Annotated in this window: 24 protein-coding genes and 1 pseudogene; 22 read left to right on the top strand and 3 right to left on the bottom strand. The window is 60.9% G+C overall.

Features of this window, described 5'->3' with window-relative positions; translation table 11 throughout:
* Together AC3WLX_RS36245 and AC3WLX_RS36240 are read left to right on the top strand one after the other, a co-directional pair.
* Positions 1–191: hypothetical protein (locus tag AC3WLX_RS36245; RefSeq protein ID WP_492339366.1), on the top strand; the 191-nt coding region annotated here is incomplete at its 5' end.
* A gap of 321 nt (positions 192–512) precedes the next feature.
* Positions 513–770 (top strand): WGR domain-containing protein, encoded by a 258-nt coding sequence (locus tag AC3WLX_RS36240; protein WP_492339365.1) that lies wholly within the window; start codon positions 513–515, stop codon positions 768–770.
* Between the two features lie 75 nt (positions 771–845).
* Here AC3WLX_RS36240 and AC3WLX_RS36235 read toward each other — a convergent pair whose 3' ends face one another.
* Positions 846–1574 carry an autoinducer binding domain-containing protein gene (locus AC3WLX_RS36235; RefSeq protein ID WP_279669220.1) on the bottom strand — a complete coding sequence of 243 codons (729 nt, stop codon included), beginning with the start codon at positions 1572–1574 and terminating at the stop codon, positions 846–848.
* A 204-nt stretch (positions 1575–1778) separates the two neighbouring features.
* Between AC3WLX_RS36235 and AC3WLX_RS36230 the strand changes: the two genes are divergently transcribed.
* The 16 genes from AC3WLX_RS36230 (at position 1779) to AC3WLX_RS36155 (ending at position 17380) form a co-directional block, all read left to right on the top strand.
* Positions 1779–2414 (top strand): acyl-homoserine-lactone synthase, encoded by a 636-nt coding sequence (locus tag AC3WLX_RS36230; RefSeq protein WP_492339364.1) that lies wholly within the window; start codon positions 1779–1781, stop codon positions 2412–2414.
* Positions 2415–2452: 38 nt separating this feature from the next.
* A complete protein-coding gene (locus tag AC3WLX_RS36225; protein WP_492339363.1) occupies positions 2453–3022 on the top strand; it encodes a lysozyme family protein in 570 nt (189 codons plus the stop codon).
* 76 nt (positions 3023–3098) lie between these two features.
* Entirely contained in the window at positions 3099–3395 is a 297-nt protein-coding gene (locus tag AC3WLX_RS36220; protein WP_439035910.1) for a TrbC/VirB2 family protein, read from the top strand.
* Complete coding sequence (locus AC3WLX_RS36215; RefSeq protein WP_492339362.1) at positions 3395–3733, top strand: VirB3 family type IV secretion system protein; 339 nt, start codon at positions 3395–3397, stop codon at positions 3731–3733. Before AC3WLX_RS36220 ends, AC3WLX_RS36215 begins: the two co-directional genes overlap by 1 nt.
* Positions 3726–6092, top strand: a complete 2367-nt coding sequence (locus tag AC3WLX_RS36210; RefSeq protein ID WP_492339361.1) for a VirB4 family type IV secretion/conjugal transfer ATPase — start codon at positions 3726–3728, stop codon at positions 6090–6092. Before AC3WLX_RS36215 ends, AC3WLX_RS36210 begins: the two co-directional genes overlap by 8 nt.
* Entirely contained in the window at positions 6089–6811 is a 723-nt protein-coding gene (locus AC3WLX_RS36205) for a TrbJ/VirB5 family protein (RefSeq protein ID WP_492339360.1), read from the top strand. Before AC3WLX_RS36210 ends, AC3WLX_RS36205 begins: the two co-directional genes overlap by 4 nt.
* Entirely contained in the window at positions 6808–7053 is a 246-nt protein-coding gene (locus tag AC3WLX_RS36200) for an EexN family lipoprotein (RefSeq protein WP_492339359.1), read from the top strand. The genes AC3WLX_RS36205 and AC3WLX_RS36200 overlap by 4 nt, the downstream gene beginning before the upstream one ends.
* Before the next feature lie 11 nt (positions 7054–7064).
* Complete coding sequence (locus AC3WLX_RS36195) at positions 7065–8051, top strand: TrbL/VirB6 family protein (protein ID WP_492339358.1); 987 nt, start codon at positions 7065–7067, stop codon at positions 8049–8051.
* 350 nt (positions 8052–8401) lie between these two features.
* On the top strand, positions 8402–9073 hold the full coding sequence (locus tag AC3WLX_RS36190) for a VirB8 family type IV secretion system protein (protein ID WP_354201991.1): 672 nt from the start codon (positions 8402–8404) through the stop codon (positions 9071–9073).
* On the top strand, positions 9070–9921 hold the full coding sequence (gene virB9 / locus AC3WLX_RS36185) for a P-type conjugative transfer protein VirB9 (protein WP_492339357.1): 852 nt from the start codon (positions 9070–9072) through the stop codon (positions 9919–9921). Before AC3WLX_RS36190 ends, virB9 begins: the two co-directional genes overlap by 4 nt.
* A gap of 10 nt (positions 9922–9931) precedes the next feature.
* The gene (gene virB10 / locus AC3WLX_RS36180; protein ID WP_492339356.1) at positions 9932–11077 is read left to right on the top strand and encodes a type IV secretion system protein VirB10; all 1146 of its coding nucleotides are present in this window, start codon (positions 9932–9934) and stop codon (positions 11075–11077) included.
* Positions 11074–12105, top strand: a complete 1032-nt coding sequence (gene virB11, locus AC3WLX_RS36175) for a P-type DNA transfer ATPase VirB11 (protein ID WP_492339355.1) — start codon at positions 11074–11076, stop codon at positions 12103–12105. Before virB10 ends, virB11 begins: the two co-directional genes overlap by 4 nt.
* On the top strand, positions 12071–14017 hold the full coding sequence (locus AC3WLX_RS36170; RefSeq protein WP_492339354.1) for a type IV secretory system conjugative DNA transfer family protein: 1947 nt from the start codon (positions 12071–12073) through the stop codon (positions 14015–14017). The genes virB11 and AC3WLX_RS36170 overlap by 35 nt, the downstream gene beginning before the upstream one ends.
* The gene (locus AC3WLX_RS36165) at positions 14001–15167 is read left to right on the top strand and encodes an LPD7 domain-containing protein (protein WP_492339353.1); all 1167 of its coding nucleotides are present in this window, start codon (positions 14001–14003) and stop codon (positions 15165–15167) included. The genes AC3WLX_RS36170 and AC3WLX_RS36165 overlap by 17 nt, the downstream gene beginning before the upstream one ends.
* Positions 15168–15698: 531 nt before the next feature.
* Complete coding sequence (locus AC3WLX_RS36160; RefSeq protein ID WP_492339352.1) at positions 15699–16265, top strand: MOSC domain-containing protein; 567 nt, start codon at positions 15699–15701, stop codon at positions 16263–16265.
* Between the two features lie 827 nt (positions 16266–17092).
* Entirely contained in the window at positions 17093–17380 is a 288-nt protein-coding gene (locus tag AC3WLX_RS36155; protein ID WP_492339351.1) for a hypothetical protein, read from the top strand.
* Between the two features lie 208 nt (positions 17381–17588).
* Here AC3WLX_RS36155 and AC3WLX_RS36150 read toward each other — a convergent pair whose 3' ends face one another.
* Positions 17589–18107, bottom strand: a complete 519-nt coding sequence (locus AC3WLX_RS36150; protein WP_492339350.1) for a pyridoxamine 5'-phosphate oxidase family protein — start codon at positions 18105–18107, stop codon at positions 17589–17591.
* A gap of 334 nt (positions 18108–18441) precedes the next feature.
* Here AC3WLX_RS36150 and AC3WLX_RS36145 point away from each other — a divergent pair, with 334 nt between their 5' ends.
* From AC3WLX_RS36145 to AC3WLX_RS36135, 3 genes are all read left to right on the top strand, one after another.
* Positions 18442–19656, top strand: coding sequence for a cytochrome P450 (locus tag AC3WLX_RS36145; RefSeq protein WP_492339349.1), 1215 nt, complete (start codon positions 18442–18444; stop codon positions 19654–19656).
* A gap of 249 nt (positions 19657–19905) precedes the next feature.
* Positions 19906–20112, top strand: coding sequence for a hypothetical protein (locus AC3WLX_RS36140; RefSeq protein WP_492339348.1), 207 nt, complete (start codon positions 19906–19908; stop codon positions 20110–20112).
* A 331-nt stretch (positions 20113–20443) separates the two neighbouring features.
* Complete coding sequence (locus AC3WLX_RS36135) at positions 20444–21712, top strand: type II restriction enzyme NmeDI-related protein (protein WP_492339347.1); 1269 nt, start codon at positions 20444–20446, stop codon at positions 21710–21712.
* Positions 21713–22092: 380 nt separating this feature from the next.
* On the opposite strand, the pseudogene AC3WLX_RS36130 reads toward AC3WLX_RS36135, so the two are convergent.
* A pseudogene (locus tag AC3WLX_RS36130) lies at positions 22093–22497 on the bottom strand (four-helix bundle copper-binding protein).
* Positions 22498–22635: 138 nt separating this feature from the next.
* On the opposite strand from AC3WLX_RS36130, the gene AC3WLX_RS36125 reads away from it, so the two are divergent.
* The gene (locus AC3WLX_RS36125) at positions 22636–22881 is read left to right on the top strand and encodes a hypothetical protein (RefSeq protein ID WP_492339367.1); all 246 of its coding nucleotides are present in this window, start codon (positions 22636–22638) and stop codon (positions 22879–22881) included.
* Positions 22882–23023: the final 142 nt, after the last annotated feature.

The following is a 23023-nucleotide window of genomic DNA, read 5'->3' as shown; positions in this document are numbered from 1 at the left end:
ACGGGTGGGCGACTTCAAATCGGAATGGTGGGCGAGATCATCTCGGAATCCTGGGCGACATCGATCGGAATCCGCAGACAGCCGCCGTCGTTTTGTCTGGAGCGAACGTCGATTTGGCCGGCTGGCTGCTGCTCCGCGAAGGTTCCGCTGCCGTCAATGACCCCAAGGCCAAAGGCTTGGCTTGCATTTAGGGTTCAGGTCCGACGCGAATACGCGCGGTTTCCGATAGACTCAGCAGCTGGCTGTTCGGGGACTCGGGCCTTCTCGCGTCAGGGATGGCAGCCCGTAAGGGGGAAGACCCGCTCGCGGGGCTTCAGCGCAGCCTCCAGCCCGGCCCGCAGGGCGACGCCCACCTTCTCAGTCAGAGGCGCACAACAGCCGACACATTTTCCGCGACCGGTGGCTGAGCACCCTCAATTCTTTCATCAGCAGTATTAAACTTCTGAATCGAGAGGCCTGATCGATTCGATTAATTAATTGGACGGCGGTTTCGACAGTTGCGATTCTTACGCATGTCCGAACTCACGGTCCCATACCTCGTTCTCCAACGATGCGATCCGGCCTGTAATATGGCCAGGTTCTATGTCCTCACGATCGAACCGACTCTGTTCGGAGATACGGCGTTGGTGCGCGAATGGGGGCGTCTCGGCCGGCGCGGCCGCCGGCGGATGGATCTGTTTGCGGGGAGGGTCCAAGCCGTCGAAGCGCTCGAGGCTTGGCTCGTCCGCAAAAGACGCCGTGGTTATGTACCAGAGAATCCCGCGTCTTGAGTGCGACCGCTCAACCGCCATCCTGACTGGATCGTGAGCTTGGCACTTCCTACCAGCGGACAGCCGTTTTGCGCATCACGGAAGCAATCCCTGTCGAATCGCGAGAGCGACAGCGTGTGGAAGGGTCAATGCGGCAAGATTTTGCCTAGCGTTGTCCAAATGAAACTTTACGCCTCGCTGCCCAATACCGAGAAGCTCCGCAATATCCCGCATCGTCTTGCCATCAGAGGTCCAGGCGAGACACTGCCGCTCGCGCTGCGTCAGTGGGCTGACGATTCCGCCAGCTGCCGAGGTGCGTCCGATCCTGGCACTCACATGTGCATGGTAGTTGAGACCCACCATTTCCAACATGTCGTGCGCGGTCTCGATGAAACGATCGAGTGCAAGGCAGCGCTCGTCCACCGCAAGTGTAAACGCCGCGAACTGGTTTTGACTTGAGGGAATGCGAACCGTCAGGCCGGTCCTGATCTTGAAGCTGAGCGCATCGTCAAACAGACGGCGCTCTTTCGCTGACTTCGCACTTCGCGCCTCGCGTCCGTCCCACAGGAACATCCGCCTTGTGTTTCGCGGGCTCTGGAGAACGGGATCGATGTTGTCATATCCTTCCCGAAAATAGTGGCTGGTCCAACTCTTTGGATAGGATGAGATCAGATTGGGGCCATTCGCTCGCTGGCCAAAATAGGCAAACCACCGGAACCCCAATGCATGCGCGGCTCGCTCCGCGACACGCCGAAAATCATCTTCCGTATGGGCCGAGTGAAGACAATCGACAAACTCATCGCATGCTCTTTTGACATCTTTCATTGCGCCTCTTCAGTCACTTCTTAGTTCCCACAACGCGAACAGTTTGACGATTCGCGTTCCACGTGCAGCCGTGTATTGCGACGTTGCGGCAGCTTTGCGGCAAGAACGATTCCAAACACGCCCTGTCAGAACTGACAGCGCAACGCCGTGACCGCGCCTGCTTTCTTGATCTCGAAGCTGTGATTCGTAAGTTTGAGGTTAAGAATGAAGGTCATTGTGCGTAGCCGTGCGGCACTCCTGCACGACTCCGAACTAACGCTGGGAATGCATCGCCTGCGAAGGCGCGTGTTCAAGGATCGGCTCGACTGGGAGGTCTCTGTTTCCAACGGATTGGAGATCGATCAGTACGACACCTTCAAGCCGACATATCTGCTGGCACTCGAGCAGACCGACGTCGTGGGTTGTGTTCGCCTACTGCCGACCACTGGGCGCAACATGCTCGCGGATACGTTCCCGGTGTTGCTGGATGGCAACCCGGCGCCGAAAGCGACCACAATTTGGGAGAGCTCGCGCTTTTGCGTTGACACCAAAAGTGTGGCGACAACAGCAGAGAATGGTCTGCGCAAAGCGACGTTCCTGCTGTTTGCAGCCATGATCGAATGGGGGCAGCAGCACAATCTTCAGGCCATCGCAACAGTCACTGACCTGCGCATGGAACGCATCCTGCGCCGGGCCGGATGGCAGCTCGATCGCCTCGGCATGCCTCGCCAAATCGGCTCGACCAAAGCCGTCGCTGGATTGTTGCCGATCACCGAGGAGGCTCTCGGCGCGATCCGAGCGGCCGGGCAGATTTCAGGGCGTGCAATTGACGCGCCGTCGAGCCTGGCGGCCGCAGCCTAGCATCGAACGTCTCAGCTCCCGACAAGAAGGCTTTCACCATGGATCCAGCTGCATTCGCGGCTCTGGTCGAGCGATGCGCCCCGACGGCAATGGTCCGGCCGCTGACGGCAATCGTCCGGCAGGCGAGCTCGTTCGAGCCGCTGCTGATCACGATTGAAGGGCGCAAATCGATTCCGATTCAGGCAACCGACCGTGACGAAGCCATCCAGCTCGCGACCGAAGCCATCGCCTCCGGTCAGAAAGTCCGAACAGGTCTCGGTCAACTTGATGCGGAGGAAACACGGAAGGCCGGGCTGACGGCTAGTACCACCTTCGATGCGTGCCAGCACATTGCCGGGCTTGGCAGATTGTTCGATGCGCGACTGCAAGCGGCGAGCAAAAAACGCGCAGACCGCGACCAGGCGATTGCCGAGGTTGTCGCGAGCTTCGCGCCCAGGGCTTCCGGTCAAGTCTCGGAGCCTCGCGCCCAGCCGATGGTAACCACCAGCCGCGATCGCCCCACCGGCGATACGACAATCGATCCACCCCCCGCCTCTGCCAGCGAGCGCCGGCCCTGGGACGTCTATCGCTCGGGACTAGGCACGTCAGCCTTTGTTTACGAACGATGAGGATCGCCGTTTTTCATCTCAACTCAATACCGCGGTCCGGGCTGGGTCCGGCTGCAGTGCCAATCGGAGCCGTGCCATGACTTCTTCTCTTAAACACTCCGCTGCCCTCCTTTGCATGGGGGCCGTTCTCAGCATCGCGTTGGTTGAGCCTGCGTTTGCGCAGACCGCGAATATCGAAGGCGTACTGCAGAATATCGTCAACATGCTGACCGGCAACGTCGCCCGCCTGCTGGCGACGCTGGCTGTCATCATCGTCGGCATCGCCTGGATGTTCGGCTATCTCGATCTGCGCAAGGCCGCCTATGTCGTGCTCGGTGTCGCCATCACCTTCGGCGCCTCCGAGGTGGTTTCGACCTTGACCGGGGGTCATTGATGACCGAGGCCGCGCGTCTCACAGAGGACACCTTGTTTTTGGCCTGCACGCGTCCGGCCATGATTGCCGGCGTCACCATGGAAGCCATGGCGCTCAATGTGATGTTCTCCTGCATCCTGTTTCTGGTGGCTGGCAGCATTCTCTACGGGCTGGTCGCAATTCCAATCCATGGGCTTTGCCGCATCATCTGCCGCCACGACCCCAACATGTTCCGGATCCTGCTTGCCTGGATCGAGACGCGAGGGCGCACGCGCAACGCGTCATTCTGGGGCGGATCGTCTTGCACACCGCTCAAGCTCGTTCGGCGATATCGAGCAGGAGACCTTGGTAATGCGTAGCGCCGCTCTGAAAACGCGGGAGATCGGTCCCGATGTCTACCTGCCGTTCGGCCGGCACATCACCGATACGGTAATCAGTCTCACGACCCGAGCGCTGCTCACGGTGATCAGGCTTGACGGCACTTCGTTCGAAACCGCCGAGACGGCGGATCTGAACGACCTTCACGCCAAGCTGAACCTCACCTTACGCAACGTTGCGGATCCACGGCTGGCGCTATGGACCCATCTGGTGCGCCGCCGAACGTCGGACTACCCGGCTGGTACATTCCGATCGACATTTGCAGCCGCGCTTGACGCGCAATATCGCGATCGGCTTCGTAACGAAGCGCTCTTTCGCAACGATCTCTATCTGACGCTGGTCTGGCATCCCGGCCGCGCCACCACAGACGTGGCCGCAGCGTTCTTCAAGCAGCTTGGCCGAAACGCTGGGCGTTCCCTCGAGGTCGACAGCGATGCCTTGAAGCGGCTCGAGGATGCCAGGCGTGACATGGTCGCGGCCCTCGAGCGTTACGGTGCCCATACCCTTGGACTGGTCGAGCGCAAGGGCGTGGCATTTTCAGAACCCATGGAACTGCTCCACGCCATCACAAGCGGGGAGTGGCTGCCCGTCCCGTTGCCGCAAGGGCCGATCGGCCCTGCGCTCTATTCCAATCGTGTCATTTTCGGCCGCGAAGCCATCGAAATCCGGGGTGCCGGCGGATCGCGCTTCGCTGGCATGTTCGGGATCAAGGAGTATCCGGCGTCCACCAGACCTGGGCTGTTGAACGCGCTGCTTTCCGCGCCCTTCGAGATCATCCTCACGCAATCTTTTTCGTTTCTCTCAAAAGCCGACGCCAAGACGGTGCTGACGCGCAAGCAGAACCAGCTGGTCTCGGCTCAGGATCCGGCGGCCTCACAGATCGACGAACTCGCTGACGCGCTGGACGATCTCGAATCCAATAGGTTCGCGCTCGGCGATCATCACCTCTCGCTTCTGATCTATGCGGAGACGCCTTCCCAGCTGCAGGAGCATATGAGCGTGGCGCGGCGCGCACTGGCCGATGCCGGTAGCGTCGTCGCGCGCGAAGATCTTGGACTCGAAGCAGCTTATTGGGCACAGCTTCCCGGGTTGTTCAAATATCGGGCACGAACTGGGGCGATCAGCTCCCGCAATTTTGCGGCGTTTTCCCCGTTCCACACCTATCCGACCGGGAGGGCTGCCGGCAACTATTGGGGTCCGGCGGTTGCGATGCTCAAAACAGCCTCCGGCTCGCCGTTCTACTTCTCGTTCCATCACGGCGACCTCGGCAACACCTTCATCTGCGGTCCGTCCGGCTCCGGCAAAACCGTCGTGCAGAATTTTCTGCTGTCGCAGGCCGAACGGCTCGGCGCCACTTACGTGTTCTTCGACAAGGACCGCGGCGCAGAACTCTTCGTAGGCGCCGCCGGCGGGACCTATCTGACGCTCCATAACGGCCTTGCGACCGGCTGCGCACCGCTCAAGGCGCTGGAGCTGACGCCAGCGAACCTGTCCTTCCTGGGTGCACTGATCCGAAAACTCGTCACGCCGGAAAACCGGCCGCTGACGGTGACCGAGGAGGAGCGGATTGATTCGGGGTTACGAGCTCTTGGTCAACTGCGGCAGGCGGAGCGCTCGTTCGGGGCGCTGCGGGCCTTTCTCGGCCAGCAAGATCGCGAAGGAATCGGCGCGCGGTTGGAGCGTTGGTGCCGGGGTGCGCCTTTCGGCTGGGTGCTCGACGGCGAGCAGGATGCCATCGGGCTGAACGCCAGGTTCATCGGGTTCGACATGACTGATCTCCTGGATCATCCGGCCGTTCGCACGCCGCTCATGATGTATCTGTTTCATCGCGTGGAGCGGCTGATCGACGGCCGGCGCCTGATCATCGATATCGACGAATTTTGGAAGGCGCTCGGCGACGAGGCCTTTCGGGATCTCGCCAACAACAAGCTGAAAACCATCCGCAAGCAGAACGGCGTCATGGTGTTCGGCACGCAATCGCCCCGCGACGCGCTGGCCTCGCCGATCGCACACACCATTGTCGAGCAATGTCCGACGCAAATCTTCCTGCCGAACGCGCGGGGAACACGATCGGACTATGTCGATGGCTTCCATCTGACTGACACTGAATTCCGTTTGATCAAGGAGGAGCTCGCGCCCGAGAGCCGGCGGTTCCTGGTCAAGCAGGGCCACAACTCGGTGGTGGCGGAACTTGATCTCAACGGCTTCGACGACGCACTCGCCGTGTTGTCGGGACGGACGGAAACGGTCGAACTGCTCGATCGCATTCGCAGCGAGGTCGGCGACGATCCGGCCCAATGGCTGCCGGTATTTCACGCGGAGCGGAGGAAAGTTCGATGATGGTTCAGCGCATGTCGGGGATGTTTGCCTCCGCGTCAGTCGCAGCGCTCCTGATCGCGTCTCCAGCAGCAGCCGAGATTGTATTCGACCCCAACGTCTTTGCGCGGCAATTTGAGCAACTGACCGAACTGAAGAAGCAGGTCGATACCCTGACGTCGCAGCTCAAGGTGGCTCAGGATCAATTGAACCAGGCCAAGCAGCTCTATGACAGCTTCAACAAGCGGACCAACGCCAACGAGATCGGGTCGCTCTTGAACACACCGCAGTTCCGGAAAACGCTGCCCCAACAGTTCTCTGATATCGAACGTCTCGTCGCGGGGCAGGGTGGCGGCAACTTCGCCGACGCGATTGACCACTATCTGTCGCAGAGCCGGGCATATGCCGGTAACAGCGGCAATTCATACTATCAGAGCGAGCTCGACCGGATCGCGCGGCAGACCGGCGCCAAGCACTCCATGGGGCAGGCGGTGTACGACACTGCCTCGCAGCGCATCGATGCGCTGGAGGAACTCAGAACTCGCATCAGCACTGCGACAGACGTCAAGGAGACCCTTGACTTGTCGGCCCGGCTGCAGGCCGAACAGGCGCTGCTCCAGAACGATGTGCTCCGAATGCAAGGCCTCGCGATGATCCAGCAGGCCCGTACGGACATGGACGGTCAGCGGGAACGCGAAAAACAGCGTCAACTGGTCGATGAAATGAAGGCGGCCCTGCAATGACGATCAAAGCATCCGTTCTGGCGATCGCTGTTGCCATTGCTCTCACCGGCTGCAACGAATCCGACAGGATTCAGCAGACGAAGACCATCAGCTGGTTCTTCGAGCATCGGGACGAGCTTCAAGCAACGCTCAAGGCGTGCCGCGATAACCCAGGCGAACGTGGGAACACGCCCGACTGCGTCAACGCGAATGAAGCGCGCAAGAAGATCACCGTCCAAGACATGAAAGACGCCCTGAAGTAAGGATCGCCGCGATGGCCCTAAATGTCTTTGATAGCTTCCTGAAGGAATTTGAGCAACCGATTACGGCATTCGTGTCCACGTCAGTGTCGAATCTCGCGTCATACATCGATGGCCCGCTGCGCGTCGCCGTGATGCTCTACGTCGTCCTCTATGGCTTTGCTGTGATGCGCGGCGCGATCTCCGAGCCGATCATGGAATTCGCCTGGCGGGCGATGCGGATCGTGGTGGTGGTTCTGCTCGCGACCAATTCAAGCGCTTTCCAGCAGTACGTCACGGGTCTGTTCTTTGATTCCCTGCCGAAGGAGATCGGCAATGCCCTGGCGGGATCCGGACTGAACACCAATTCCGGAGCGCCTTTCGATCAGCTTCTCTCCAAAGGGATCGACGTCGCCAACAAGATCTACGATCAAGCGGGAATAACCGATGTTGCGCCTGCCCTGATTGCCGCCATTCTCCTGGTTTTTGTCGCGGTTGCCTCTTTCTTGCAGTTTGCCATTCTGCTCTATGCCAAGGTCGGCCTCGGCGTCGTGATCGCGCTTGGCCCGGTCTTCATTGCGCTCGGACTGTTCGAGGCCACGCGGCCGTTTACGGAAGCCTGGCTTCGCCAGGTCGCTAATTTCGTAATCCTGTTAGTCCTGGTGGTCGCTCTGGTCGGGCTGATGCTAACGACCGTCAGCGGCTTCATCGACAGGTTCGCAGCCAGCGCAGGGACGGCCGGCGAGATGATCGTGGCCGCAGTTGCGATCAGCGCAGTGCTCGGCCTGTCCGGATACATCGCGCTGCAACTGCCGATCATCGCAGGCGGTCTTGCCGGGGGCGGCGCGTCGCTTGCAAGCCGGCTGGTCACAAGTCCGCTGATTGCCAATGTCACGGCCGCAGCCGGCGGCGCTTATGCCGGCGCCCGCTGGTCGGCAAGCCGGGGTCTTGCTGCAGCCAGAGCCAGCCGGCAGGGCGGCAGTATGCGGCGGGTCCGATCCCAGGGCACTACGACAGCGTAAGCAAAGATCGCCGGCATCAGGCGACAGGAAAGACAGGGGCATCAGAACGATGTGGCGTCGACTATTCATCATTTGCGTTATCGGATGGCAGCTTGGAGGCTGCGCGAAATGGTCAAAGGGGCCGCCGTCCTGTGATGGTCTGACGCGCCGACCGCTCAATCGTTCACTTTGGGATTGGGAGAACGGCACGCCATTGGCTGCGCCCGAGCCGCCAATTACGCCATCGGCACCACCACCCATCATCCGCAAAGGCGAGATTGGGCCGTCAGCGCCATCCAGCCATACCGCCAATTCGAGCTCTCGGTTGGACATTGCAGCCTCTTACCGCGCCTGCGGCAAGGAGGCGTGAGATGGTCCGGCAGGATGATCTGAAGACCTATTTCGACAACGCGCGCCGGTGGGAACAGGATCTGTTGCTTTCGGCCCATCGTTCGCGCCGAACGGCATGGGTGATCGCCGCGGGCGCCTGTGTATTGGCGGCCGCCTCGGTCGGTGCGGTCGCGGCCCTTGCGCCGCTCAAGACAGTCGAGCCGTTCGTCATCCGGGTCGATAATGCCACCGGCATTGTTGACACGGTCTCCGCGCTTAAATCGACGCCGGCGCGCTACGATGAGGCCGTGACCAAGTATTTTCTCGGCCGCTACGTGCGTGCACGCGAGGGTTACAGCTATCCGGAGGCGGAAACCAATTTTCGAACGATTTCCTTGCTCTCGGGGGCGGGCGAGCAAGCCCGTTTCGCGGCATGGTACCGCGGCTCGAATCCCGAAAGCCCGCAGGTCGTTCAAGGCCGTTTCGGGGTCGCCACGGTACGCATCAAGGCGATCTCGCTTCTCGCCGACAATGTCGCCTCCGTACGGTTCATGAAGGAGAGCCGCAAGGGCGAGGAAACCCGCATCACCCATTGGGTCTCGACCCTGACGTTCTCGTACGCCAGCGCGCCAATGTCCTCTGCCGACCGTCTCATTAATCCCCTCGGCTTTCTGGTTTCGGAATATCGCGCCGATCCGGAGGTCGTGCCATGAAACGTTTCCTCCTTTTGATGATCTTTGCGCTGGCATTCCCGGGGCCCGTGCTGGCGCTGCAGCAGCCGGCACCTGGTCAACACGACGCTCGCGTGCGCACGGTCACTTACGATCCGGCCAACGTGGTGCGGGTCAACGGCGTCATCCGGGCTTCAACCCAGATTTTGTTTGCTGATGACGAGGAGGTCGCGCATGTCGCGATCGGCGACTCCGTGGCATGGGAGGTTGCCCCGGCAGGCTCGATCCTGTTCCTCAAGCCGCGCGAAAAGCATCCGCCGACCAATCTGCAGGTCGTGACCACCCGCCCGGACGGCCGCAAGCGCTCCTATCAGTTCGAATTGTCGATCGCCGAGACTACGCTGGCGGACAGTTATTTCGTTGTCCGCTTCGCCTATCCCGGTGACGAGATTGAGCGCCGGCGCATGGAAGCGGCCGCGCGGGGCGCCGAGCGGGAAGGCGCGCTGATCGAGCAGACCTTCGACCTGCACCATGCCTATGGGGCGCGCAACTGGCGGTTTTCGGCCCAGGGATCGATCGATCTCGAACCGGAAGCCGTGTTCGACGACGGCAAAGAGACCACCTTCCGCTTCGCGGGCAACCGCGAAGTCCCGGCAATCTACCTGATCAACTCCGACGGCTCGGAAAGCCTGGTGCCCAAGGATGTCCGAGGCGAACTCGTGGTCGTTCATGCCACAGCACGAGAGTTTCGTCTGCGCAAAGGAGGCAACGTGCTCTGCATTTTCAACGAGGCGTTCGACGCGGTGGGAATCAACCCAGGCACCAATACCACCAGCCCCTCGATTGAGCGGCGGGCGAAGAAATCACCTCCATCCCTGAAGTCACGATAGGCGGCGCGACATGACCGAGCATCACGATGGGACGATTGCCGGCGACCGCGGCATTACCCCCGTGGGAGGAGGGGAGAATGGTCGAACGGCGATGCTTAAGCGCGGCTTCGGCGCGCTGGCGCTGACCGCTTTTGCCTTTCTGATCATCTGGAGCACCTGGAAGAGCGATAAGCCAGTCAGCGATTCCGCCCGCAAGCTGATGATCCGGCCCGCGGCGGCGTTCGAGCCCGCACCGGAACCGCCGTCTGCACCAATCATCACCGCTTCAATTGCAGCCACGCCGGTCGCAGCTGCGCCAGCGGCGCCGGCGCCCGCCTCCGACCAGCTGCTGGAGAGCGCCCGGCGCGCCCCAGTCCTGGCCTATAATAGGCCCGTTTCTTCCGGGCGTCCCGCCCGCGATAGCATGACCGGAAGTGTCATTGCCGATCCCTATGGGTTTGGAGGGGGCGAGCCGCGCAACGACCTTGCCGACAAGCTGAAGCCCACCCCGATCGAGGGCGTGCGCGCCGCGCGGCTTCCCAACCGTAATCTCCTGGTCACCCAGGGCACTTCAATTCCGTGCGTACTGGAAACCGCAATGTCCTCAGACGTGGCCGGCTTCGTCTCCTGCGTCGTCATACGGGACGTGATGTCGGATTCCGGCAACGTGGTGCTCATGGAAAAGGGCACGCAGGTGGTCGGCGAGTATCGCGGCAATGTGCGGCGCGGCTCAAAGCGCCTGTTCGTGCTGTGGACCCGCGCCAAGACGCCGACCGGCGTGATTGCAGCACTGGCCTCGCCGGCCACCGATGCGCTGGGCCGCGCCGGCTTCGACGGCGACATCGACACCCATTTCTTTGAGCGGTTCGGCTCGGCGCTCCTGCTCTCGATCGTCAGCGATGCCTCATCGATCGCTCGTCAGCAGATGCAGGACGGCTCCATCCAGATCAACAACACCGCGGGCGCCACCAATACGGCCGCCGCTATCGCTGTTGAGCAGTCGATCAACATCCCGCCGACGCTGAACAAGAACCAGGGTGAACTCGTCAATATCTTTGTCGCACGCGACGTCGATTTCTCCTCGGTTTACCAACTTCGGCGAATCGAGACCCGGACCCAGATTCTCGACCGCACCATCCCTGGAACCATCGTGGCTCCCGCCATGGTGACGAAATGAGCGCGGGTGCATCGAGCGAACGCGATGGTGGCCGCCTGGTCCTGGAGCGCTATCTGGAGCCGCTGGCACCATACCTGGCGGACAAGACCCTGACCGAAATCGTCGTCAACCGCCCGGGCGAGATCTTCGTGGAAGGGCCGGGCGGTTGGACCCGGCATGAGGCGCCGGCTTTGACGCATGCTTACCTCTCGCATCTGGCAACTGCCGCCGCCGGTCACACCCGTCAGGACGTCGGTCCAGAGCATCCGGTGGTGTCAACCAGTTTGATCGGCGACGAGCGCTGTCAGATCGTGATCCCCCCGGCTGTCCCGGCCGGGACAATCAGCCTGACAATCCGCAAGCCATCGACCCTGACCATGACGCTTGACGCCTTCCAGCAGGCAAGACTGTTCGACGAGGTCCGTGTCACGGGGAACGAGCTCCGCCCTGACGAGCATCGCTTGCTTGCCTTGAAAGAAACCGGCGCTTGGCGCGAGTTTCTCGAGCTTGCGGTACGGACCCGCCGCAACATTCTCATTTCTGGCGCAACCGGTTCCGGCAAGACCACCCTGTCCAAGGCGCTGATCGCGGCGATTCCGTCGCATGAGCGGCTCATCACGATTGAGGATACTGCCGAGCTTGTCATTCCCCATCAGAATTGCGTGCGGCTGCTCTATGCCAAGGACGGGCAGGGCGTCGCCAGAATTGGACCGCGCGAGCTTCTTGAGTCCTGCCTGCGGATGCGGCCGGATCGTATCCTGCTGCAGGAGCTGCGGGATGGAACGGCGTTCTTCTATCTAAGGAATGTGAACTCCGGACATCCGGGGTCCATCACGACGGTCCATGCCGACAGCGCCCGGCTTGCCTTCGAGCAACTGACCTTGCTGGTGAAGGAAAGTCCCGAGGGCCGCGACCTTCATCGCGACGATATCCGTTCGCTTCTGCTGCTTCTGGTCGACGTGGTCGTGCAGATGCAGAAGCGCGATGGCCGCTACCGCATCTCGGAAATCTATTATGACCCCGTTCGCAAACGCGACCACGCCCACTAGGCTCGCGCTCGGTACTGCGCTTGCGCTCGGCGCGATTGGGCTGTTTCTGCTGGTCGCCTCAAATATTCTGCTGCTCGGGCTCAGGCATCACGACGGAGGCATCCATTGGTCCGAGATCGCCACCGGCTGGCCCCGGTACGGCACAGACCCACGCTTTGACCGCTGGCTGACGCTCTCAACTCTAGCCGGGGTGATCGTCGTCTTTGGCCTGCTCGGCGCTATCCTCCGGCAGCGACCTCTGGCGCTTCATGGCAGCGCCCGTTTCGCCTCGGAGCGCGAGATCAAGGCGGCTGGCCTGCGATCCAAGCAGGGCGTGCTGCTCGGCCGCAAGGACGGCAAACTGCTCTGTTTTGGCGGATCGGAACACGTCCTGGTCTACGCTCCAACCCGCGCCGGCAAAGGTGTCGGCTATGTCATTCCGAACCTGCTCAATTGGCCGGATTCAGTTGTCGTGCTGGATGTGAAGAAGGAGAATTGGGATCGCTCGGCGGGATTTCGTGCAGCGCATGGGCAGGAGGTCCATCTGTTCGACCCTCTCGAGGAGAGCGGCCGCACGGCACGCTATAATCCGCTGGGCTATGTGCGCAGCGATCCGGGCGATCTCTATGATGATCTGCAGCGCATCGCGGTGATGCTGTTTCCGGCCGAAAGCCGTGGCGACCCGTTCTGGTTCGAGGCGGCACGGTCGGCCTTTGTGGCTGTCGGAGGCTATGTCGCGGAAACGCCTGGCTTGCCCTTGACGATTGGCGAAATCCTGCACCAGCTGTCCGCAGCGAGCGACCTCAAGGCCCATTTTGAGAAACTCATTGCCGCTCGCAAAACCGGCCCTTCGCCACTATCGCGACACTGCGTCAGCGCCTTGAACGACTTCCTCGCGGCTTCCGAAAACACCATGAACTCGGTGCGCAAGACCGTTACCGCAAGGCTCGGTCTCTGGCTCAACCCTCGCATCGATGCCGCGACCTCGACCAACGATTTCGACTTGCGGCAGCTGCGGCAACGGTCGATGTCGATCTATCTCGGCGTCACGCCAGACAATCTCGATCGCATGGCGCCACTTCTCAATTTGTTTTTTCAGCAGGTGGTCGATCTCAACACCCGCGAACTACCGGAGCAGAATCCGAAGCTTAATCGCAAGGTGCTGCTCTTGCTCGACGAGTTTCCAGCGCTGGGCAATGTCAATGTGCTCGCTAAATCAGTGGCTTTCATCGCCGGATACGGCATTCGCCTCCTCACTGTAGTCCAAAGCCCCGCGCAACTGCGCGCGATCTACGGCATCGATGCCGCCCGCAACTTCATGACCAACCACGCCGTCGAGGTCGTCTTCGCACCGAAGGAGCAGGACGTGGCCAATGAGCTGTCCGAGCGCATTGGCTACGACACCGTGAAGGCGCGCAGCCGCAGCGGACCAAAAGGGCTTGCGACGCGTTCGACCAGCGAGACCATCTCCGAGCATCGTCGCGCCCTGATGTTGCCGCAGGAATTGAAACTCTTGCCTAGGTCCAAGGCCTTCATCCTAGCCTCGGGGCTGCCGCCCGTCATCGCCGACAAGATCGTATATTACGAAGACAACGCCTTCCTGCGGCGTCTACTGCCGGTGCCCACCCCGGAGATGCCCAAAGTCCGCTCGAATGCGCTGATCGAGGCAGAGATCAAAGAGCTTCGGTCTGAAGTCGCTGAGCTCCGCATGGTATTCCGGTCGCGGCCAATGACAGACGAGGAGGTTGCCGATCCCTCCACCATTCCTGCCGGCGCGAGCTTTAATTTCGGGGACGTGGATGTCGACCTTGAAGGCCTCTCCGAAGAGGAACTGAAGGCCTGGACCATGAACTACATCGACGCTCAGGTGATTCCGCCGACGCGGCCGACCGGCCGCAAGCAGAAGGGCGCGCAGCATGAACGACAGGCATGACGCGAGCGAGGACTTTAGCCTGGAGCGAGAACGTCGCGGGGGGCGGGCTTCCGCCCGAGAAAAGGGGGGCGACGAGTCCATAGCAACATCCCCCAGCAAGGCTTCATCCGCGGAGGTCACCGATAGTGCGTTTCCGGACCGTATCCGTCGGAAATATTACGTGGTGGCCAGTGACTCGGAAATGGATGGATCCCACCGCGAGGCACGGCTCTATGCCGATGAGCGAAAAGAGTACCTCGCCTTCAAGACCACTAACGATCGCCTGGTCACCCGCATAGCTGCCGCCGAGGTGATCCGGGACATGATCAGCGTGGCACACCACCGCCAGTGGGAGGCACTGCACGTCCGTGGTTCCATCGAGTTCCGGCGCGAGGCGTGGCTCGAGGCTAGCGCGCGGGGATTAGCGGTGCAGGGCTATCAGCCAAACGAGCCTGACCGCCAAGCGCTGGCTGATCGACAAGTCGCATGGGATCGAGCCCATGCGCGTACCAACGATGTCGAGGCTCGCTCGGCCTCCGACAGGTCACTGCAGGCCGACACGCTCGACTACGACAAGGGCGTTTCCGGACGTCTAATGGAGGTCGGTTATGGCCCCTACCGCAACCGCGCCGACGCCGAGCCGTCAACCTATGTAGCCATTGAATTGGACGATGGCCGGCGACATCAGGTGTGGGGCGTCGGCCTAGAAACGGACGTCGCAAATAGCGGCGGCAGGCCTGGCGACCGCATCTCTTTGCGCAGAGATGGCGTTGAACCCGTCATCAGGGCAATCAAATCCATAGACGCCGCCACGGGACTCGCTAGCATTGAACGGCGGCAGATGTGGCGCAACAAGTGGAGTGTGACGGTGGATGCACGCCATGCAGACCGACCCGCCGCCGTGCACGATTCCGACCTCCTCGCGGCCCAATCCCAGATTGCCGTCATCAACAAGCTTGTCGAACGCGCTCTGCCGAACGATGAGAATGCACGCAAAAACATCATGGCTTTCGCCAAGGAGCGCATCACCCAGCATCTGGAAAACGGGCATTCGTTTGCGCGGGCAACAGTCATGGAACCGGTTCGAGATCGTCATCCATCGGAAGGAGATAAGGAGATCCGGATAGCTCAGACTGGTGAACGCACGAGAATGCGTGAGCGTGAGCGCTGAATGCACGAGGTCAATCAATGGGCCCGCTTTTGGGAAAGTACCCTCCCTCGAAGACAACCAACCCTCGCGAATACAGAACAGCGGAATCCTGAAGCCGGGAATTGCTGGTGGCGTGATATGTAGATGTCGGGTGGCGCCGGCATCTCTGGGACAGCTGACTCAGTGGGTCCCAGGTTCGCGCCCCCGGTGCACCCACCAAGCATCCCCTCAAAATCGTTGGACTAAATAGCCTGGCGATCCTCCGCGGGAGCTCGCCTTTCGGCGCCGGGGTTAGATCTTGACCCGATTCAAAATGACATCGCAAAGGGTAGGCCGAAATCGCGATCTCGCCTACGTTGTCGCATTCGCGACCGTTGGGCCGCTGCCGAATCAGCCAGCCAAATTTCGGCGGCAGGTGCGGAATCGCATAGAGATTGCCCGTAACTTCTTAGAACCCCAGTGCGTTAAGTTGTTGCTCAGTCGTGTTCGCAAAAATGCCAATTTCGCGGGTTAACCAGTAATCGAGAAATACAGTACCTTCGGGCGGGGTGGATGAAGGTCACAAACCTGTTTGTCAAAGCCGAGCACGGCGCGCCGATGCGCGACGTGAGCTCGATCCATTTCAGCAAGCATGGTCTTGAGGGACACGTGGCATCTGCCCCATTTCGGCAGGTGTTGCTCACGTCCCGGTCCGCAACTGCGGCCTTCGGCCTCAACGACGGCGATCTTCGTGAGAACGTTGTAGTCGACTTCGATGGGCTTTACGAGCTTCCCTCAGGAACGGTCGTACGGATCGGCGAAGCGCTCGTTCGACTGACCTTCCATTGTGAACCCTGCAAGAAGATCGCGCATCTGGTGGATCTCAAGGCCGTCCTGCATCGGCGAGGCGTGTTCGGTCGCCTTCTGAACAGTGGCAGGATTGCAGTTGGCGATCGCTTTGCCGTAACCGAGGACCGGTTCGAAGCTATACCGTATGCGGTCGGTGAGCGCATTCGCTGGTTCCTGAAGCGGCACGGCGCTTCCGTTGCCCTGGTCGATCTTGCGCATGCGATTGGCCTGCCGGCTTCGCCCTATGGCAAGGCGTTGCCTGGTCTACTGCGGAAGTTCGCATCGGGCTGAGCAGATTCGCCGCTTAAATTCGAAGTAGACACAAACGTACGCATCCGTCCTACCGAATGAGGGGCGGCATTGAGAACTGTCGTAATCGACAGCGATCGGTACGTCCAACGCCTCGACGTAGTGGACGGTGGCCGACGGCGACGCCGGTACGAGGTTAGGTAGCTCAAGATTCATCCTCGTGGCGCTATGCCTGGGTAGCGTGCCACGGGTGAACGTTCCGGCGAGCCATCCATTATCTCAGATGGCCATTATCCTGGATGGCGCGAAGCGTAGAAATGGAGGGTCAACTGCCTACCCATGACGGGCTGCTGGGTCAGAGAGTGAAGGTCTTCATGTCGTGCCCGCGTGCCTGGGCGCCAGGTCAGTACGAACCTCGATGAACCCGAACTAACTTTCTCGTTTCGACCTCATTCAGGGTTTCATCCCAATGATGCTGTCTCGGCGGTCCAGCAACGTAAGTTCGTTTCGGCCGATTAATGGAGGAGAGCGGTGTACACGAAGAAGCTTCACAATTTGGGAGCGGCGCAAGCAGTACCCTCCTGGGTGCAGTGGCGCTGCTCGCCATCCTAACGCAGACTGCAAATGCCCAGTACTACGACCGCCCCTATGTGCCCCGGGAGCACGATTGGCACTCCGGCACCCACCACGATTGGCATTCCGCGCCACACTACGGTCCTCACAACGGGTTGCACTGGGATCCGAACTACGGCTGGCACTATGGCGCTCACACGGGACCTCATCACGACTGGCACCGTAGTCCGCACCACAATTGGTACGGCGGCGGCTTCGACCGCTAGAGAACTGCCAACCTGAGGAAGAGTAACAGGATGATCAAGCACGCATCCATAATTCGCATCGCTAGCGCCGCCGGCTTTGCCGCGGCAATGGCATCAGCTGCCGCACCGACTTTTGCCTTCGCTCACGAGGGGCATCAGATGGAATGCAGCGACTCCAGCATGAACGCGATGAAAGCCGATATTCAGGCCATGCCCGATGGCAAGTCGAAAACAACGGCCATCAAGGAAATGCAGGCGGCGCAAGACATGATGCGGAAGAAGGATATGAAGGCCTGCGCGGCGCATATGCATACCGCCATGGAAGCGATGGAGAAATAGCCCGATTGGGATGCGAAAACAGTCGGCGCCTTCTCCAACTTTCGCACTGAAATTGGTGAAGACAGCTCCTCCAAGTTCTGGAGCGCCAAACGGCGGCATCCTACTTTAGGGCGCGCGTTGGCTGATGCAGAGCGTCCAGTTGGAATCGCGGTGGCTGCTGCTGCGGTAAGAGCGTGTGCCTACTGCTGTCTTGCGCGCCCCAGCTAAACTAGGGGCGTTCGTGCAAGCGAACCGATTTGGATTCCGCAATCTCGTCCGGCGATGGGCTTTCCCCCGTCAGTCTGGTCCTCACATAGGCGAGTGCATAAGTGACGAGGGATGCCGGTTCGGCCCAATATTCTGCTTTCTCGACTTCGACCGCGAGCATTGCGAGCTCAGGGTCCTCGGGCCCCTTCGGAAACCACACACGTAATCCTTCGGTCCACAGCTCCTTCAGCTTTTCCCGATCCTCAACAACACTCGCCGACCGCGATACCGCTAGGTACTCGTACTTGTCGGGCTTGACGTAGGCGACCAGGACCCGGTGCTCGTTCCCGATCTGACGAAGCTTCGAGGAGTGCCGGAAAGTAAGAAACCACAGGACTCCATCAAATTCCTTCTGCAGACAGCCCATAGGGCGCGCCTCCAGCGCGCCGTTCTCGTCGACGGTCACAAGCATAGCGGTATGAGCGTCCTTAATCAGGTCCCACACTTTGGCTTGGTCAGTTTGGCGCGAAGTGCGCTCCATCGCCTCCGGCTCCATAGCCCAATAGTAATTAAGCTTGCTCGGCGCTCTTTGGTTCCAGCCACCTTGGTGCACATCCAGAAGAACTTGCTCGCGAGAGCAGCGTTGTTCATTGGATCGTGAATGGGCGCGGGGAGCTGAGGACCATGGCCGCACCTTCGACCGATGGATCTGGCTCTATTTAGCAGCCCTATCGGCCGCCGGCCCCCGTGCCGCGCGCCCGGCGTCTCGCACCTCTGCGTCTCATCCCGGCGCTCAAGCGCAATCCGCTCGAATGCTGGGCAACCGAGCATTTCGTGAGGCCTCTAATTGTGGGGGCCTGCCTGTCGGACACGTGGTGCTGGTCAACGATCCGGACGCGATCCGCCGGGTGCTACTCGATAACGCTTCAAACTACCGGAAGGATAGATTGCAGCGCCGGGGACTGTCTGCCGGGTTGGGTGAGGGCCTTCTGAGCGCCGAGGGCGATGCGTGGCGTAATCAGCGCCGCACTTTCGCCCCGCTGTTTTCGAGACGCATGGTTGCGCAGTTCGCCCCTGCAATGCTGCAGGCCGCCTATGCGCTGGTCGAGCGCTGGCGCTGCCAAGACGGTGCGACACTCGATGTCGCCGCTGAGATGGCGAGGCTGACACTGGACGTGCTCGAGCGTACGATTTTTTCGGATGGCTTTGGTTGTAAGGCTGAAGAAGTCCGGCCAGCGATGGTCACGTATTTGGAGACTATCGGCCGTATCGATCCCCTCGATCTCCTCGGCCTGCCGACCTGGGTTCCGCGCGTCAGTCACCTCCGTGTCCGATCCGTCCTGCGATTCTTCGAGCGGACTATCGACGAGTTGATTGCGACCAAGCGTCGTCGGCTGATCGAGCAGCCGGATGGTGCCCCGCAAGATCTCCTCACGCTCATGCTCGCCGCAATCGATCCCGGGACGGGCGAGCACATGAGCGAAGCGGAGGTGCGGTCGAATGTTCTCACCTTCATTATGGCCGGTCATGAGACCACCGCGAACCTCCTGAGTTGGTCACTGTTTCTGCTCTCCGAAGCGCACGACTGGCGCCAACGGGTCCGAGCGGAAGCTGACCGTGAAATCGGCCGCGGATCGGTGCACGATTTCGCCGAACGTCTGCCCCATGCTCGGGCTGCGATTGATGAGGCGGCTCGGCTCTATCCGCCCATTGCGGCGATTAGCCGAGTGGCGATCGAATCGGACAAACTTGCCGGCGAGGCCATTCCGCGCGGAACGTTGGTCGTGATCGCACCTTATGTACTGCACCGGCATCGGATGCCGTGGTCGGATCCAGATGTGTTCGATCCCACTCGCTTTCTTGGCGACAGACGATCGCGCATAGGCCGTTATTGTTACCTACCATTCGGGGCGGGACCGCGCACCTGCATCGGCTCGACGTTCGCCTTACAGGAAGCGACAGTTGTTCTGGCAACAATCATCAGGAGCTTCAGCATGCAGGTTGCGCCGGGCCATTCTGTCTGGCCGCTTCTGCGGGTGACATTGCGGCCGGTCGGCGGACTTCCGATGAAGATCAAGAGCGATCGGTAGGATGCTCCCTCGCGCCCGGCAAAAACTTTCGTTTCCTGGGCTGGCGGTCCTCGTCGGAAAACTCGTCCTACGACGTTGGGCGCTAACGACCAAATTGCGCAGGAGGCTTGCTACGGTCCTCGGGGCGATCGCGCGAACCTCACTTTTGCCGGACCCAACGAGACCAGCAACACGATCGAGCATTGATGCTGGGAGCCCCGAACGATCCTCGTCGTCGACAATTGCCCCGCCTGAGACTCACGATTGCTCATGAAGCCCATCAAGTCTTCCCTGAATGCTGACCTCGACACCGCAACCGGTGCGGCGACCGACGCCGAGTTCAATGACGTCAATGACAAGGCCATCGCCTTAACGGTCCACGTTCCAACGATGGTGGTTGACGCCCCGCAGGGCGCCGAGGGCCATCTCGCCGATAATGGCCTCCCTGTCCCCCACCGCGGCGCCGCCGACGTCTGATACCGCCCGGGCGGGCCGACTGCCACTTCGTACAAGTGTGGCGCTGCCTCGACCGAGATCAAGCTGCATCGCAGGTCCGGTGTGATGCCGGCTTGGTGTCTGGACGAGTTCAAACGCGTGACGGTCTACCCGCGCACCTCGCGCGCCTAGCGGTCGAGATCTCGGACGCCGTGACGTCTAGTCTTATCCAGCGCATGCTCGAACTTGACCATGCGAGCTGCTGGCGGCGGCGGGCGACGCCGCTCTGGCTCACTGTCTCCGCCAACCGGTACGTTGACTTGGGTGGAATTTGCGGTAGGCAAACCGGTGCAGTTCTTACAAGGGGGCCGGATTGACTGATCTGCTGCGCGTGCTGATCGAGCGATGGCGCGAGGACTCGGGCTCGACCTATCGCACATGGTTTTTGTGGGACGAGCGGCTCAAGAACTTCCGATCCATCCGGCGGGGAATTGCCCAGGTGGTCGAGGAGATCGAGGCAGGAACGTTCGGCAACGTTTACAAGGGCTCTTCCCTGGAAACCATCGTCGGGTCCATCGCGGAACAGAGGCAGATCTTTAAAGGAGCCGATCACGCCTTCCTGTGGAAGCCAAAGCTTCGGATTCCGGACATCTACGAAGATCCAGACAATCAGCGGGCGTTCGGCAGGCTGCTCCATCACTGTTCCTGCTGCAGCACCGAGCGGGAGCTCATGGATGGAATCGAGACGATCGATCGACTTAAGATAAAGGGCTTGGGGCCCGCGGTCGCCAATCTCTTGTACTTCCTGCACCCGACCCTGATGCCGCCGTTCAATACGGCAATCGTCAACGGCTTCAATGCGGTGACGGGCTCGAAAGTGAAGCTCGGTCGTTGGGATCAGTACCTGGCGATGCGCGGGGGCATGCTGGAGCTGAACCGCAGCTATCGCGACCTCCTGTCCAACGATCTCGGCGCGATCGCAGGATTTCTGTTCGACATCGGCGCCGGACGGTTTACGGCACCTCCCGCCGACAAAGGGGAGGCGGCCCGGGACGTATGGCTGTCGGAGCTTTCGAAGGCCCGAGAGACGGCAAAGAAACTGGAAGGGTCGATCGCCGCTGCGCGCGAGAACGACCTCACGCACACCGAAATTCAAGCTTGGCTCAGGGACCTGGGCCTTTCGCTTGGCTATCAAGTCTGGATCGCGGCAAACGATCGGGGGCGTTCCTATAATGGTGCGACGTTGGCCGAGGGCTGTCTCGACCGTCTTCCGCCATCGATCGACGACGCCGCAGGGGCGGAATCGATCCGGTTGATCGATGTTCTGTGGATCGATGCCGTCAGCGGCCGCGTCACGGCCGCGTTCGAAGTCGAGCATACCACCTCCATCTATTCCGGCATCGTGCGTATGCTCGATCTCGCGTTGAGCAGCGACCTGCATGCAACCGGCGGATTGTTCCTGGTCGCTCCCGATGGCAGGGAGGGGGAGGTGCGTAGCCAGCTTCATCGGCCTGCCTTCAGCCGCGTAGCGGACCTCCAGGTGCGCTTCTTGCCTTACGGTGAACTGGAGCGCAACAAGGATGCCATCGCCCGGTTCGGAACGGGAATGAAGGGCATACAGACGATTTCGCGGCTCCTTTGAACTGCGCATGCGCACGGTATCGGTACTGAGGCACCGCCCGCGTCCCAGCCGGATGGAAGCCATTCCTTCGCAGATTCGTCGCCCTGCAAGTCTTGCGGCGCACTTCCCGACCACTCGGTCCGGCTTGTTTTGGCCGCACCAGTCGATCGAGACGTTAGTGGGCCCGCGATCGTCATCGGCTGCCACATTGGCCCAGCGGGGGCTGCTCGAGACGGGTAGAGCGGCGGTTCTGTGCGGGCGAGCAGGTCGCGCAGCAGCAGCCCCGACGCCGGATGGAGGGGCACCGCAGGCGGTGGCGGATCGTCGTTGTCGTTTTCCGGATTTTGCGCGGAATCCGGATAGGCCTTCGGGTCTCGAAAAGCGAGCGCCTCCGAAATGCGTCAGTGCACCATGCTGCGTCCGGCCTCTTCACAAGCGGTCGTGCAGCGTCGGCATGCTTCCGCACAGATGCGGCAGTGTTCATGCATCTTCGCGTGCGTCTCGCACTCTTGCGCGCAGCGGCGCAGGCGTCTGCATCCTCCGGATCATCTCCTCGTCGGAACCGGTCCGGCGGGTCGAAATTCTACCTGTGATACTGCAGACGTCCGCGCAGTCCAGGTTCAATCGGATGCACTGCGTCAGAGATTTGACGTTGTCTTCCGCAAGACATGCGTCCGCACAGGACGTGCACGTCTGCGCGCAGGAATAGCACTCCTCGATGCAACGGATAAGCGCGTCGTTAGTCGTCTGTCCGCGCACCTGCGGATGCGTGCTGATCATTTGTTGGCGTGCATGGAAATCTCCATAGCTCCGGACGGCGCCCCTGCTTCCAATCCATAGTCGAACGAATGGTTTCTACGATCCCGCGAGTGCCACGTATCGGGGAACGGTTCCTTCCGATCGCGGGTTGAAAGCCTGGCGCACTCGAAGATCATGGACGAAAGATGATAGCCGCTGGTTACACCATTCTCGTCACTTGGCCGCAGCTTTCCGGCGACCAGCACAAGCAGGATGTCTGGTTCGCACACTTGTCCGATCAGGCAGAGGCGGTGAGGGCGGTACAGGACGCTTCTGGAGCGATGAACGATTCCAAGGTCGAGATCCTCGGTCACATGACCGCGGACACGTTGCGGGAGCATCGAGTACCAAAGGGAGCCGTGAAGAAGGGCGACCCGCTCCCCGGCCTCTGACTACAAGCTGTTCAGACCTTCAGCGGAGCGTTCTCGGCCGCATCTCGTTACCGACTTCGCTTGCGTGTCAAACGCCATCCGGAACTGCCCCCTTTGCGTCATGAAGAACTGCCCCCACCATCGGGATTATGATCTCGGTTGA

It is taken from the genome of Bradyrhizobium sp. FW305-F6 (assembly GCF_058782905.1).
This window is presented reverse-complemented; position numbering and strand designations above follow the sequence as displayed.

Bases quoted from the DNA above. Each gene is read 5' to 3' on its own strand.
- AC3WLX_RS36240 (WP_492339365.1), top strand. From the start codon at position 513: ATGTCCGAACTCACGGTCCCATACCTCGTTCTCCAACGATGCGATCCG.
- AC3WLX_RS36235 (WP_279669220.1), bottom strand. From the start codon at position 1,574: ATGAAAGATGTCAAAAGAGCATGCGATGAGTTTGTCGATTGTCTTCAC.
- AC3WLX_RS36230 (WP_492339364.1), top strand. From the start codon at position 1,779: ATGAAGGTCATTGTGCGTAGCCGTGCGGCACTCCTGCACGACTCCGAA.
- AC3WLX_RS36225 (WP_492339363.1), top strand. From the start codon at position 2,453: ATGGATCCAGCTGCATTCGCGGCTCTGGTCGAGCGATGCGCCCCGACG.
- AC3WLX_RS36220 (WP_439035910.1), top strand. From the start codon at position 3,099: ATGACTTCTTCTCTTAAACACTCCGCTGCCCTCCTTTGCATGGGGGCC.
- AC3WLX_RS36215 (WP_492339362.1), top strand. From the start codon at position 3,395: ATGACCGAGGCCGCGCGTCTCACAGAGGACACCTTGTTTTTGGCCTGC.
- AC3WLX_RS36210 (WP_492339361.1), top strand. From the start codon at position 3,726: ATGCGTAGCGCCGCTCTGAAAACGCGGGAGATCGGTCCCGATGTCTAC.
- AC3WLX_RS36205 (WP_492339360.1), top strand. From the start codon at position 6,089: ATGATGGTTCAGCGCATGTCGGGGATGTTTGCCTCCGCGTCAGTCGCA.
- AC3WLX_RS36200 (WP_492339359.1), top strand. From the start codon at position 6,808: ATGACGATCAAAGCATCCGTTCTGGCGATCGCTGTTGCCATTGCTCTC.
- AC3WLX_RS36195 (WP_492339358.1), top strand. From the start codon at position 7,065: ATGGCCCTAAATGTCTTTGATAGCTTCCTGAAGGAATTTGAGCAACCG.
- AC3WLX_RS36190 (WP_354201991.1), top strand. From the start codon at position 8,402: ATGGTCCGGCAGGATGATCTGAAGACCTATTTCGACAACGCGCGCCGG.
- virB9 (WP_492339357.1), top strand. From the start codon at position 9,070: ATGAAACGTTTCCTCCTTTTGATGATCTTTGCGCTGGCATTCCCGGGG.
- virB10 (WP_492339356.1), top strand. From the start codon at position 9,932: ATGACCGAGCATCACGATGGGACGATTGCCGGCGACCGCGGCATTACC.
- virB11 (WP_492339355.1), top strand. From the start codon at position 11,074: ATGAGCGCGGGTGCATCGAGCGAACGCGATGGTGGCCGCCTGGTCCTG.
- AC3WLX_RS36170 (WP_492339354.1), top strand. From the start codon at position 12,071: ATGACCCCGTTCGCAAACGCGACCACGCCCACTAGGCTCGCGCTCGGT.
- AC3WLX_RS36165 (WP_492339353.1), top strand. From the start codon at position 14,001: ATGAACGACAGGCATGACGCGAGCGAGGACTTTAGCCTGGAGCGAGAA.
- AC3WLX_RS36160 (WP_492339352.1), top strand. From the start codon at position 15,699: ATGAAGGTCACAAACCTGTTTGTCAAAGCCGAGCACGGCGCGCCGATG.
- AC3WLX_RS36155 (WP_492339351.1), top strand. From the start codon at position 17,093: ATGATCAAGCACGCATCCATAATTCGCATCGCTAGCGCCGCCGGCTTT.
- AC3WLX_RS36150 (WP_492339350.1), bottom strand. From the start codon at position 18,107: ATGGAGCGCACTTCGCGCCAAACTGACCAAGCCAAAGTGTGGGACCTG.
- AC3WLX_RS36140 (WP_492339348.1), top strand. From the start codon at position 19,906: ATGAAGCCCATCAAGTCTTCCCTGAATGCTGACCTCGACACCGCAACC.
- AC3WLX_RS36125 (WP_492339367.1), top strand. From the start codon at position 22,636: ATGATAGCCGCTGGTTACACCATTCTCGTCACTTGGCCGCAGCTTTCC.